Origin of the sequence: Pseudomonas pharyngis (assembly GCF_021602345.1) — a bacterium.
Classification (GTDB): Bacteria; Pseudomonadota; Gammaproteobacteria; order Pseudomonadales; family Pseudomonadaceae; genus Aquipseudomonas; species Aquipseudomonas pharyngis.
In genome coordinates this window covers 326,661-339,854 of record NZ_BQID01000001.1, presented here as the reverse complement: position 1 = coordinate 339,854, position 13,194 = coordinate 326,661, and the positions used below count along the sequence as shown (strand labels likewise).

Here is a 13,194-nt window from a genome sequence, read left to right as displayed (position 1 = left end):
GCAATAATACCGGGGTGCTTCATGTCTCGCCTGCCGTTAATCGGCGTCACCGACTGCTCTTTGCGGTCCGGTCTGCATGCTTATCACATCAGTGGCGACACGTCCGTCCGCAGCGCGGCCAGCAAGGCCTGCAACGTGTCAGCGATCTCCCAGCCCGTGGCAGATCGAGCGGCAGCGTCCGATATTCTGGACGTGTGCGAGGGCATCCTCTTTAGCGGTTCTCCTTTCAATATAGATCTCTTTCCCTCTCCCGGCCTGCACCGCGTCCGTCGTCGTGCCCGTGATTTTGCACGCCCGGGATGTGCACAGGAAATGCAACGCCAGCGTAAAGGGCAGGTAAGCTCCTCCTTCATTGTCTATGCGCGGTGCCGGGCGTAAGCCGGCACTGCGCGCAAGCAAGGCCCTTTAACGCGACGCCTGGTGCGTCAAACATTGCCTGACATCTGTCAGGAGACTCAGCCCAGAGGCATTTATGAGTAACAACCTCGACCAGCTCACCGATTGGTTGAAAGACCACAAGATCACAGAAGTCGAATGCATGATCGGCGACTTGACCGGCATTACCCGGGGCAAGATCTCGCCGACCAACAAGTTCATCGCCGAAAAAGGCATGCGCCTGCCAGAGAGCGTTCTGTTGCAGACCGTGACCGGCGACTACGTCGAAGACGACATCTATTACGAACTGCTCGACCCGGCCGACATCGACATGATCTGCCGTCCCGACCAGAACGCCGTGTACCTGGTGCCGTGGGCCATCGAGCCGACCGCCCAGGTGATCCACGACACCTACGACAAGCAAGGCAACCCGATCGAGCTGTCGCCGCGCAACGTCCTCAAGAAAGTCCTGAAGCTCTATGCCGACAAGGGGTGGCAGCCGATCGTGGCGCCGGAAATGGAGTTCTACCTGACCAAGCGCAGTGACGACCCCGACTATCCGCTGCAACCGCCGGTTGGCCGTTCCGGGCGTCCGGAGATCGGGCGTCAGTCGTTCTCCATTGAAGCGGCGAACGAATTCGATCCGCTGTTCGAAGACGTCTACGACTGGTGCGAATTGCAGGAGCTGGACCTCGACACGCTGATCCACGAGGACGGCACGGCCCAGATGGAAATCAACTTCCGTCACGGCGATGCCCTGTCGCTGGCCGACCAGATCCTGGTGTTCAAACGCACCATGCGTGAGGCCGCGCTCAAGCACAACGTGGCCGCGACCTTCATGGCCAAGCCGATGACCGGCGAGCCGGGCAGTGCGATGCACCTGCACCAGAGCATCATCGACATCGAGACCGGCAAGAACGTGTTCTCGAATGAAGACGGGACCATGAGCCAGCTGTTCCTGCACCACATCGGTGGCCTGCAGAAACTGATCCCTGAGCTGTTGCCGCTGTTCGCCCCGAACGTCAACTCGTTCCGCCGCTTCCTGCCGGACACCTCGGCGCCGGTGAACGTGGAGTGGGGCGAAGAAAACCGCACCGTGGGCCTGCGCGTCCCGGATGCCGGCCCGCAGAACCGCCGGGTGGAAAACCGCCTGCCGGGCGCCGACGCCAACCCGTACCTGGCGATTGCCGCGAGCCTGCTCTGCGGCTACATCGGCATGGTCGAAGGCATCAACCCTAGCGCGCCAGTCGTGGGCCGTGGTTACGAGCGCCGCAACCTGCGGCTGCCGCTGACCATCGAAGACGCCCTGGAACGCATGGAAAACAGCGCGACCATCGAGAAGTACCTGGGCAAGACCTTTATCACCGGCTACGTCGCGGTCAAGCGGGCCGAGCATGAAAACTTCAAGCGCGTGATCAGTTCGTGGGAGCGGGAATACCTGCTGTTCGCCGTCTGATGCGCCCGGCGCGGCGGCCAGCCGCCGCGCCTTCACCGATAACAAGGAGAATTGGCATGACCAGCAACAACCCGCAAACCCGTGAGTGGCAAGCCCTCAGCAGCGATCACCACCTGGCCCCGTTCAGCGACTTCAAGCAGCTGAAAGAGAAAGGCCCGCGGATCATCACCAATGCCAAGGGCGTGTACCTCTGGGACAGCGAAGGCAACAAGATTCTCGACGGCATGGCCGGCCTTTGGTGCGTGGCGATCGGCTACGGTCGCGATGAACTGGCCGACGCCGCCGCCAAGCAGATGCGCGAACTGCCTTACTACAACCTGTTCTTCCAGACCGCCCACCCGCCGGCGCTGGAACTGGCCAAGGCCATCGCCGACGTGGCGCCAGAAGGCATGAACCACGTGTTCTTCACCGGCTCCGGTTCCGAAGGCAACGACACCATGCTGCGTATGGTTCGCCACTATTGGGCGATCAAGGGCCAGCCGAACAAGAAAGTCATCATCAGCCGCAAGAATGGTTATCACGGTTCCACCGTAGCCGGCGCGAGCCTGGGCGGCATGACGTATATGCACGAACAGGGCGACCTGCCGATTCCGGGGATCGTCCACATCGCTCAGCCGTACTGGTTCGCCGAAGGCGGCGACATGACTCCGGAAGAGTTCGGGATCTGGGCGGCCAATCAGCTGGAAGAGAAGATTCTGGAAGTTGGCGTGGACAACGTCGGTGCCTTTATTGCCGAGCCGATCCAGGGCGCCGGCGGCGTGATCATTCCGCCCGACACCTACTGGCCGCGCATCAAGGAAATCCTCGCCAAGTACAACATCCTGTTCGTGGCCGACGAAGTGATCTGCGGTTTCGGCCGTACCGGCCAGTGGTTCGGCAGCGATTTCTACGACCTCAAGCCACACATGATGACCATCGCCAAAGGCCTGACGTCCGGCTACATCCCGATGGGTGGCCTGATCGTGCGCGACGAAGTGGTGGCGGTGCTCAACGAGGGTGGCGATTTCAACCACGGCTTCACCTACTCCGGTCACCCGGTGGCGGCGGCGGTGGGTCTGGAAAACATCCGGATTCTGCGCGAAGAGAAAATCATCGAACGCGCCCATGAAGAAACGGCACCGTATTTGCAGAAACGTCTGCGCGAACTGAACGATCACCCGTTGGTGGGTGAAGTGCGCGGAGTCGGTCTGCTGGGGGCCATCGAGCTGGTGCAGGACAAGGCCACTCGCAAGCGTTACGAAGGCAAGGGTGTGGGCATGATCTGCCGCCAGTTCTGCTTCGACAACGGGCTGATCATGCGTGCCGTGGGCGACACCATGATCATCGCGCCGCCGCTGGTGATCAGCAAGGCGGAGATCGACGAGCTGGTGACAAAGGCACGCAAGTGCCTGGACCTGACCCTGAGTGCGTTGCAGGGCTAAGTGCTAGGCTCTGAGCGATGGAGCTGTTGCGCTGTCGCTCGGAGCTGTCAGAAAGGCTGGTCTTTTCTTGAAAGACCGCCTCGGATCTTGCCAGACTAGCCGCGGTTCCAGTTGTCCGGGTTCGGCCGCTGAACAAAGTGGTTCAAAAAAGAAAAATTTGGAGCATTAACGCATGAAGGCATTAGGCAAAAAGCTCGCTGGCAAGACTCTGCTCGCCATGTCCCTGATGGGCGTGATGGCGGGTGCGGTCCAGGCGGACGACAAGGTGTTGCACGTTTACAACTGGTCCGACTACATCGCGCCGGACACGGTTGCCAATTTCGAGAAAGAGACGGGCATCAAGGTCGTCTATGACGTTTTCGACAGCAACGAAACCCTGGAAGCCAAGCTGCTGGCCGGCAAATCCGGTTACGACATCGTGGTGCCTTCCAACAACTTCCTGGCCAAGCAGATCAAGGCCGGTGTTTATCAGGAACTGGACAAGTCCAAGCTGACGAACTGGAAGAACCTCGACGAAGACCTGCTCAAGGCCGTTGGCGACGCCAGCGACCCGGGCAACAAACACGCGTTCCCGTACATGTGGGGTTCGATCGGCATCGGCTACAACCCGGCCAAGGTCAAGGCTGCGCTGGGCATCGACAAGATCGATTCCTGGGACATCGTGTTCAAGCCTGAAAACATCGAGAAGCTGAAAAGCTGCGGCGTGAGCTTCCTCGACGCGCCGACCGAAATGATTCCGGCGGCTTTGCACTACCTGGGCAAACCGACCAACAGCAAGGACAAGGCTGACCTGAAAGCCGCCGAAGACCTGTTCCTCAAGATTCGTCCTTCGGTGGCTTACTTCCACTCCTCGAAGTACATCTCGGACCTGGCCAACGGCAATATCTGCGTAGCGGTCGGCTACTCGGGTGACCTGGAACAATCCAAGACCCGCGCCAAGGAAGCCGGTGACAAGGTCAAACTGGCCTACACCATTCCGAAAGAAGGTGCCGGTACTTTCTACGACATGGTCGCCATTCCCAAGGATGCCGAAAACGTCGAAGCCGCCTACAAGTTCATGAACTACCTGCTCGAACCGAAAGTGATGGCCGAAATCACCAACGCCGTGCGTTTCCCGAACGGCAACAAGGCGGCCACCGCCCTGGTGGACAAGGAAATCACCAGCGATCCGAGCATCTACCCTTCGGCTGAAGTGAAGAAGCAGCTCTATGCGATCAGCGATCTGGACGCAGCCACCCTGCGCCTGATCACTCGCAGCTGGACCAAGATCAAATCCGGTAAATAAGCCGGTTTGAAGTAGCTATCGCTGGCCGCCGCCTTCACCCGGGCGGTCAGCGGTGCAATTAAATGACAGAAAGTTTTGCTGGAACGGTTTTTCGAAGGTAAGTTGCGCGCCGGTTTTGTTGCCGGGCAACCGTGACTGTCATGCAGCACGGGGCAACTTGGGCCCAACTAAATCAGAGGACCTCCACTTGCCTATTTTTTCTTCTTTGCGCAATGCCCTGCTGGCCGCTGCCGGCCTGACGTTCGCTGTCGGTGCCCACGCCGCCGGTACTGTGCATATTTATAACTGGTCGGATTACATCGGCGAGACCACCCTGGCCGATTTCCAGAAAGAAACCGGGATCAAACCGGTCTACGACGTGTTCGACTCCAACGAAACCCTGGAAGGCAAGCTGCTGGCCGGGCGTACCGGTTACGACGTGGTTGTGCCGTCGAACCACTTCCTCGGCAAGCAGATCAAGGCGGGCGCTTTCCAGAAGCTCGACAAGGCGCAACTGCCGAACTATTCCAACCTCGATCCGGTGCTGCTCAAGCGTCTGGAGCAGAACGATCCGGGCAACCTGTACGCGGTCCCATACCTGTGGGGCACCAACGGCATCGGCTACAACGTCGATAAAGTGAAGGCCGTGCTGGGCGTCGACAAGATCGACTCCTGGAGCGTGCTGTTCGAGCCGGAGAACATCAAGAAGCTGCACAGCTGCGGCGTGGCGTTCCTCGATTCGGCCGATGAAATGATGCCGACCGTGCTCAACTACATGGGCCTGAACGCCAACAGCACCAATCCCAAGGATTACGAGAAGGCCACGGCCAAGTTGCTGGCGGTGCGTCCTTACGTGACCTACTTCCATTCCTCGAAATACATCGGTGACCTGGCCAACGGCGACATCTGCGTGGCCATCGGTTTCTCCGGCGACATCTTCCAGGCGAAGAATCGTGCCGAAGAAGCCAAGAAAGGCGTGAACATCGCCTACTCGATCCCGAAAGAGGGCGGCGCGCTGTGGTTCGACATGCTGGCGATTCCGAAGGATTCGGCCAACGTCAAAGAGGCCCACGCCTTCATCAACTATTTGCTGAAACCTGAGGTGATCGCCCAGGTCAGTGATTACGTCGGTTACGCCAACCCCAATCCGGGTTCGGACAAGCTGATGGAGCAGTCCATCCGCACCGATGAGTCGGTTTATCCACCGCAGGCGGTGCTCGACAAGACCTACGTGTCGATCGAGCTGCCACCGAACATTCAGCGTTTGATGACCCGCAGCTGGACCAAGGTCAAGTCGGGTAAATAGCGTCAACGTACCAACTATCCTGGGTTCGTCTTGCGTGGGCGGACTGCACTCTTTTTTTCTGGGAGTTTCGTAAATGGCAGTTGCCTCCGGCGCCTATAAGAAAGCCCTCGAGGGCGACCAGACACCGAAACAGGTGCTGGTCAAAATCGACCGGGTCACGAAGAAGTTCGACGAGACGGTTGCCGTGGACGATGTGTCCCTGGAAATCAAGAAGGGCGAAATATTTGCCCTGCTCGGCGGTTCGGGATCGGGCAAATCCACTCTGCTGCGGATGCTGGCAGGGTTCGAACGGCCCACGGAGGGGCGCATTTTCCTCGACGGCGTCGACATCACCGACATGCCGCCGTACGAGCGACCGATCAACATGATGTTCCAGTCCTACGCCCTGTTCCCGCACATGACCGTGGCGCAGAACATCGCCTTCGGCCTGCAACAGGACAAGATTCCCAAGGCCGAGATCGACGCCCGCGTGGCCGAGATGCTCAAGCTGGTGCAGATGAGCCAGTACGCCAAGCGCAAGCCGCACCAGTTGTCCGGCGGCCAGCGTCAGCGTGTGGCGCTGGCCCGTTCGCTGGCCAAGCGGCCGAAGCTGCTGCTGCTCGACGAGCCGATGGGCGCACTGGATAAAAAACTGCGTTCGCAGATGCAGCTGGAGCTGGTGGAGATCATCGAGCGCGTCGGCGTGACCTGCGTGATGGTGACCCACGACCAGGAAGAGGCCATGACCATGGCCGAGCGCATCGCGATCATGCACCTGGGCTGGATCGCCCAGATCGGCAGCCCGATCGATATCTACGAAACCCCGACCAGCCGTCTGGTCTGCGAATTCATCGGTAACGTGAACATCTTCGAAGGCGAAGTCATCGACGACGCCGAAGGCCACGCGACCATTACCTGCAAGGACCTCGACCGGCAGATCTACGTCGGCCACGGCATCAGCACCTCGGTGCAGGACAAGTCCGTGACCTACGCGATCCGTCCGGAAAAACTGCTGGTCACCGCCGATCAGCCGACCTGCGAGTACAACTGGTCAAGCGGCAAGGTGCATGACATCGCCTACCTCGGTGGGCACTCGGTGTTCTACGTCGAATTGCCGAGCGGCAAGCTGGTGCAGTCGTTCGTGGCCAACGCCGAGCGCCGTGGCGCACGTCCGACCTGGGGCGATCAGGTCTACGTGTGGTGGGAAGACGACAGCGGCGTGGTACTTCGCTCATGAACATGCGCAAATTCAAACGCCGGCTCAATCGAATAATTCCCGGTGGCCGCCAACTGGTCATCGGGGTCCCGTTCATCTGGCTGTTCCTGTTCTTCATGCTGCCGTTCTTCATCGTCCTGAAGATCAGCTTCGCCGAAGCGGACGTGGCCATCCCGCCGTACACCGAGATCTACACCTACGCCGAGCAGAAGCTGCAACTGCTGCTGAACCTGGGCAACTACGCGATGCTCGGCGACGACGAGCTGTACATCGCCGCCTACCTCGGCTCGCTGAAGATGGCGTTTTTCAGCACGTTGTTGTGCCTGTTGATCGGCTACCCCATGGCCTACGCCATCGCCAGCGCCCGCAAAGAGCTGCAAACGGTGCTGGTGCTGCTGATCATGATGCCGACCTGGACCGCGATCCTGATCCGCGTCTATGCGTGGATGGGCATCCTCAGCAACAACGGCCTGCTCAACGGTTTCCTGATGAGCATGGGTTTGATCGACGAGCCGCTGCAGATCCTCAACACCAACCTGGCGGTGTACATCGGCGTCGTCTACTCGTACCTGCCGTTCATGATCCTGCCGCTCTACGCCAACCTGGTGAAGCACGACACCAGCCTGCTGGAGGCCGCTTCCGACCTGGGTTCGAGCACCTTCAACAGCTTCTGGAAAATCACCGTACCGCTGTCCAAGAACGGCATCATCGCCGGCTGCATGCTGGTGTTCATCCCGGTGGTGGGCGAGTTCGTGATCCCGGAACTGCTGGGCGGTCCGGAAACCCTGATGATCGGTAAAGTGCTCTGGCAAGAGTTCTTCAACAACCGTGACTGGCCGGTGGCGTCCGCGCTGGCGGTGGTGATGCTGGCGATCCTGATTGTGCCGATCATCCTGTTCAACCGCAGTCAGGCCAAGGAAATGGAGGGTAAAGAATGAAGCGCTTCCGTTTCTCCAGCCTGATGCTGGTGCTCGGCCTGTTGTTCATCTACCTGCCGATGCTGATCCTGGTGATCTACTCGTTCAACGCCTCGAAACTGGTAACGGTGTGGGGCGGCTGGTCGGTGAAGTGGTACGTCGGCCTGCTCGACAACTCGCAGCTGATGGGCTCGGTGGTGCGCTCGCTGGAAATCGCCTGCTACACCGCGATTGCCGCCGTGGCGCTGGGTACGCTGGCAGCCTTCGTGCTGACCCGCATCACCCGCTTCAAGGGCCGCACGCTGTTCGGCGGCCTGGTCACCGCGCCATTGGTTATGCCTGAAGTGATTACCGGTCTGTCGCTGTTGCTGCTGTTCGTGGCGATGGCGCAGATGATCGGCTGGCCGCAGGAGCGTGGCATCGTCACCATCTGGATCGCTCACACCACGTTCTGTGCGGCGTATGTGGCGGTGGTGGTGTCGGCGCGTCTACGTGAGCTGGATCTGTCGATCGAAGAAGCGGCGATGGATCTGGGTGCGCGGCCGTGGAAGGTGTTCTTCCTGATCACCATTCCGATGATCGCGCCGTCGCTGGCGGCGGGCGGCATGATGTCGTTCGCCCTGTCGCTGGATGACCTGGTATTGGCGAGCTTCGTCTCCGGCCCGGGTTCGACGACCCTGCCGATGGAAGTGTTCTCGGCCGTGCGCCTGGGCGTGAAGCCTGAGATCAACGCCGTGGCCAGCCTGATTCTGCTGGCGGTGTCGCTGGTGACCTTCCTGGTCTGGTTCTTCAGCCGCCGTGCCGAAGAAGCCCGCAAGAAAGCGATTCAGCAGGCCATCGAAGAAGGTGCTGCGGATTCGTGGAAGCAACCGGACGTGCGCCGGGCGCCGACGCCGGAAGCGGCTTAAGTCTGCGGACACAAAAAACCTCGCGACCGGAAACGGTCGCGAGGTTTTTTTATGCCGGTCAGGAAACCCAGGGCGACTGGCGAATCACCTCGACGAAGTTCATCGGCTTGAACCCCGGCACCTGATCCTTCAGCACATCGGTCTTCACATTACCGAACGTCGTCTGCGGACGATGACGCAAGCCATCGGCGAACGCGCAGATGATGCATTCCTTGAAGCCCTCGCCCCGTGGATGCGCATGCACCACCGCCTCACGCTGCACCGTGGTGAACGCCGCGTAGTCCATGCCCAGCACGTCCATCTCGACGCCTGCGGTCACCAGCGCCACGGTCGGACGCAGATGCTTCGGCACTCCCGGCGTGGTGTGCAGGGCGATCGACAGCCACACCTGCTCGATGTCGTCATCGCTCAACCCGTACGGTTTGAGAAAGGCTGCGGCTGCGTTGGCGCCATCGACTTCGAAGCGCTCGTCGTCGCTGCGGTGCCCTTCGACCAGGCCCAGGTCGTGGAACATCGCGCCGATGTACAGCAACTCCGGATCGTAGGCCAGTTGCTTGCGTTCGCCGTTCAAGGCACCGAACAGAAACACCCGGCGCGAGTGGTGGTAAAGCAGATCGGATTCGATGTCGCGAATGTATTCGGTGGTGGCCCGGGCGAGGGTGCTGTCGGGGATCCGGATACCGGCAATGGTCGTGGTCATGTTGAGCTTCCTCGTCGAAAACGCCGTCACGGCGCTGATGGCGAAAGTCTGTTCCCGGTGGCCAGACCGGACAATCGATCCATGGCTGCGATCCTTGCCAATCCACCTGCAAATCGTGCCAGCTCGCTTCTGCGGCGAGGATTGGCTAGGGTTGGCGCTGATCCGCCATTCCCCGGGAGCTGACATCGTCATGAACAGAACCGTCGCCATCGTGGTGTTTCCCGGCGTGCAGGCGCTGGATGTCAGCGGGCCGATGGACGTGTTTGCCGAGGCCAACCGCTTCCTGGCGCCGGAGGATCATTACCGGCTCGAGGTGATCGGCGTCGAGCGCGGGCCGATGGCGTGTTCCAACGGGCTGACCCTAAGTGCGCATCGGCACTTCAGCGACGTGCAGGACGCTTACGACTTGCTGCTGGTGGCAGGCGGGCCGCAGTTGCCGTTCCTGGATTTCGGCGAGACGTTCGATGCCTGGCAGCGCGAGGCCTGTGGGCGGGCGCGGCGTTTTGGCTCGATCTGCAACGGCGCGTTCATGCTCGCCCGTGCCGGGTTGCTGGACGGGCGTACGGTCACCACCCACTGGAACGACGCCGAAGCTCTGGCGCAGTTGTGCCCGTCGAGCCGAGTCGAGGCTGATCGGTTGTACGTCGAGGACGGTCAGCTCTACACCTCGGCGGGGGTGACGGCGGGGATCGATCTGTCGCTGTACCTGCTGGCGCGTGATCACGGGGCCGAGGTGGCGCTGAGCGTGGCCAAGCGGCTGGTGGTGTTCACCCAGCGCTCCGGCGGGCAGTCGCAGTTCAGTCCGTTCCTCACGCCCCATGCCGAGCCGACGTCGGCGGTGGCGATGGTGCAGCTGTATGTGCTGGCCAATCTCACCGGCGACCTGACCATCGCCGACCTGGCGAATGCCGCGAACATGAGTGCGCGGAATTTCTCTCGGGTGTTTGCTCGCGAAGCGAAAGTCACCCCGGCGGAATTCGTCGAACGGGCGCGGGTGGATGCGGCGCGGGTGATGCTCGAAAGCACCACGGCGCCGCTGAAGACGGTGGCGTATCAGTGCGGGTTTCGCGATGCGCAACATATGCGCAGCGTGTTCAACCGGCGGCTGGGGGTGACGCCGCAGCAGTTTCGGTTGAATTTTGCGGCGATGGTTTGAGCGACACCTATTGCGCCGCTCGCGCCGGCAACAGCTTCAACGTAGTGCGCGTATTCGCCGTCACCTCTTCATCACTGAAGTGCGCCTGCACATACATCCCGTCCACATAGGCCTCCGCCTGATCGTCATAGTGACTGTCGAACGGCACGCCGCTCTGGCCGACCGGGTTGATGGTCAGGCTGTGAGCCGGGTCAGCGAAGTCCACCAAGCGCCGGGTCGACGGGCCGTAGGTCACCGGCCACGGCGCCGGGCCGATCTTCGCCGAGAGGTTGTTCGGCACTTCATGGGAGCCCGGTGTGGCGAACGGGCCGACGTTGAAAATGCGATCCAGCGGCTTCTGCTGGCCCAGTGGATGACCATGGGTCAGCGTATGCGCCTTGCCCCATTGCCAGCCGGAAGCGTCGTCGCCGAGGGTCGACTTCAGGTGCGTCATGCTGGCCTGCCACGCGCTGCGCACGGTGTCGACGCGGGTCTCCTTGTTCGGCGTGCCGCGGTTGTCCCACCACGGCGAATCGGCATTCGCCGCCAGCCGGGGCAGGGCGGCATCGATCACTCGGGTCGACAGCAGGGTTTCGAAGAAATCATTGCCCAGCTCATCGCGCATTGCCGCGTCCGCGAGGTTGAACAGGAACTGGTTGAACACCGTCGCACTGACCGAATCCAGTGGATAGTCGCCTTGCCATTGGGCCAATTGTTCGATCAGCTTCTGCTCGGCGGGATTGCCCGTCACTTCACGCAGCACCGGCAGCAACGGCGCCAGCAGACGCGGGCCGTAACCGGTGGTAGTGCCCAGTTGCAGCTTCTGGTTGGCCTCGTTGTCCCACTTCACGTTCTTGTCGGCGAGCTGGCGGTTGAGCTGCTGGCCACGGTCGGCGAGGTTGTAGTAACCGGGAATCTCCATGCCGGTCGGTGACACCGGCTGGAAGTTGGCCGAGACGATATAGCCCCGCGCCGGGTTCTCTTCCTGTGGGTTGGCGCTGAACGGGAAGTAACCGTCCTTGTCCGCCTGATTGCTGCTGCCGTCGAGAATGAAGCCAGGCTTCACCCCGGCCGGACGCTTGGGCAGCAGCGCCGAGGCCCACCAGGCGATATCGCCCTTGGCGTTGGCGTAGACGATGTTCAGTCCCGGTGCCTGCACCTTGGCCGCTGCGGCGCGGGCCTTGGCCAGAGTGTCGGCGCGGTTGAGCTGATAGAAGCCTTCGAGGATCGGGTTAGGTGTTTCGAGAAACGCCCACCACATCGCAATCGGGGTTTTTCCGGCGGCGCTGCCGAGGGCGTCGTTGACGATCGGCCCGTGGGGCGACTGGCGCAGGGTGATGGTCACCGGGGCCTGGCCTTTCACCGCGATCTGCTGCTCGGTCTTGACCATGTCGGTCCACTGGCCGCGATACCAGACCTGATCCGGGTTGTCCGGATTGACCTTCTCGGCGATCAGATCGAGGTCATCGTTCTGGAACATGGTCAGGCTCCAGCCGAAATCCAGGTTGTGGCCGAGAAAGGCAAACGGCACCAGCGCCTGATGATGACCGTAGAGTTCGAAGCCCGGCGCCGACAGTTGCGCCTCGTACCACACCGACGGCACCGAAAAGCGAATGTGCGGATCGCCGGCCAGCAAGGGCTTGGCGCTCTTGCTGTGGCTGCCGGCGATCACCCAGGCGTTGCTGCCTTCGAACTGCGGCAGGCCGTTGTCGATCAGCGCCTGTTGGCTGACGCGGGCGAGGGTGTTCAGGTCTTTCCAGTCTTCGGCGGCGAGGGTCGGTACGCTGCTGGCGTGGCCCTTGGCGAGGACGCCCTTGGGCTGCCAGTCGAGGTCGAAGACGTTGAGGTAGTCGGCGCCCAGTTGATCGCGCACGTAGGTCAACAGCGGTTCGGTGCGAAACGCGGCGGCGAAGCTGTAAGCCATGTAGCCGGCGACGCTGATGCTGTCCTCGGCGGTGAACGGCCGCTTGGGGATGCCCAGCACGTCGAACTCGATCGGCGCGGCATGCGAGTCCTGATATTGATTGATGCCGTCCAGATAGGCTTGCAGGGCCTTCCACGCCGGGGACTGCTTGTCGAGGCCGGCCACGTAACTGGCGGCGCGCTCGCGGATGCGCAGGCTGCGGAACAGTTTGTCGGTGTCGAGCAGTTTCGGCCCGAGCACTTCGGCCAGTTCACCCCGGGCGAGACGGCGCATGGCCTCCATCTGAAACAGGCGATCCTGGGCGTGCACATAACCGAGGGCGCGGTAGAGGTCGGTTTCGTTTTCGGCACGGATGTGCGGCACACCGCGCTCGTCGTAACGCACGGTCACCGAACCTTGCAGGTTGCGCAACTCCACCTGGCCCTGACGCGTCGGTTGCTTGCTGTAGACATACCAGCCGCCGGCGGCGAGCAGGACAACGATGAGCAAGGCAAGAACGGTGAAGACGCGTTTCATGGTGACTCCTTGTGCATTCGGGATTGCCGCCCGTGCGGGCTGCAAACAATTAGCACACGCCTCGTGTGCTGCGCATC

At 61.3% G+C, this 13,194-nt stretch carries 11 protein-coding genes; 9 read left to right on the top strand and 2 right to left on the bottom strand.

All coding sequences use genetic code 11. The features are described from left to right. Positions 1–21 precede the first annotated feature (21 nt). The 8 genes from L6D74_RS01550 to L6D74_RS01515 all read left to right on the top strand — a co-directional run bounded on the left by L6D74_RS01550 (position 22) and on the right by L6D74_RS01515 (position 8,842). Complete coding sequence (locus L6D74_RS01550; RefSeq protein ID WP_236187535.1) at positions 22–378, top strand: gamma-glutamyl-gamma-aminobutyrate hydrolase family protein; 357 nt, start codon at positions 22–24, stop codon at positions 376–378. Positions 379–472: 94 nt separating this feature from the next. Then, complete coding sequence (locus L6D74_RS01545; protein ID WP_007953514.1) at positions 473–1,831, top strand: glutamine synthetase family protein; 1,359 nt, start codon at positions 473–475, stop codon at positions 1,829–1,831. 56 nt (positions 1,832–1,887) lie between these two features. Beyond that, the gene (locus L6D74_RS01540) at positions 1,888–3,252 is read left to right on the top strand and encodes an aspartate aminotransferase family protein (protein WP_236187534.1); all 1,365 of its coding nucleotides are present in this window, start codon (positions 1,888–1,890) and stop codon (positions 3,250–3,252) included. 172 nt (positions 3,253–3,424) lie between these two features. Beyond that, positions 3,425–4,537: a polyamine ABC transporter substrate-binding protein gene (locus L6D74_RS01535; RefSeq protein ID WP_011336446.1), complete on the top strand. Its 1,113-nt coding sequence runs from the start codon at positions 3,425–3,427 to the stop codon at positions 4,535–4,537. Positions 4,538–4,724: 187 nt separating this feature from the next. Then, positions 4,725–5,822 carry a polyamine ABC transporter substrate-binding protein gene (locus L6D74_RS01530; protein WP_064600232.1) on the top strand — a complete coding sequence of 366 codons (1,098 nt, stop codon included), beginning with the start codon at positions 4,725–4,727 and terminating at the stop codon, positions 5,820–5,822. Positions 5,823–5,895: 73 nt separating this feature from the next. Further along, on the top strand, positions 5,896–7,038 hold the full coding sequence (locus L6D74_RS01525; RefSeq protein ID WP_007953506.1) for an ABC transporter ATP-binding protein: 1,143 nt from the start codon (positions 5,896–5,898) through the stop codon (positions 7,036–7,038). 35 nt (positions 7,039–7,073) lie between these two features. Beyond that, positions 7,074–7,955 carry an ABC transporter permease subunit gene (locus tag L6D74_RS01520; protein ID WP_170844921.1) on the top strand — a complete coding sequence of 294 codons (882 nt, stop codon included), beginning with the start codon at positions 7,074–7,076 and terminating at the stop codon, positions 7,953–7,955. Beyond that, positions 7,952–8,842 (top strand): ABC transporter permease subunit, encoded by an 891-nt coding sequence (locus L6D74_RS01515; protein WP_007953503.1) that lies wholly within the window; start codon positions 7,952–7,954, stop codon positions 8,840–8,842. The genes L6D74_RS01520 and L6D74_RS01515 overlap by 4 nt, the downstream gene beginning before the upstream one ends. Before the next feature lie 58 nt (positions 8,843–8,900). On the opposite strand, the gene L6D74_RS01510 is transcribed toward L6D74_RS01515, so the two are convergent. Next, positions 8,901–9,542: an HD domain-containing protein gene (locus L6D74_RS01510; RefSeq protein WP_236187533.1), complete on the bottom strand. Its 642-nt coding sequence runs from the start codon at positions 9,540–9,542 to the stop codon at positions 8,901–8,903. Positions 9,543–9,732: 190 nt separating this feature from the next. Between L6D74_RS01510 and L6D74_RS01505 the strand changes: the two genes are divergently transcribed. Beyond that, positions 9,733–10,698 (top strand): GlxA family transcriptional regulator, encoded by a 966-nt coding sequence (locus L6D74_RS01505; RefSeq protein WP_236187532.1) that lies wholly within the window; start codon positions 9,733–9,735, stop codon positions 10,696–10,698. A gap of 7 nt (positions 10,699–10,705) precedes the next feature. On the opposite strand, the gene L6D74_RS01500 is transcribed toward L6D74_RS01505, so the two are convergent. Next, complete coding sequence (locus L6D74_RS01500) at positions 10,706–13,117, bottom strand: penicillin acylase family protein (RefSeq protein ID WP_236187531.1); 2,412 nt, start codon at positions 13,115–13,117, stop codon at positions 10,706–10,708. Positions 13,118–13,194 lie beyond the last annotated feature (77 nt).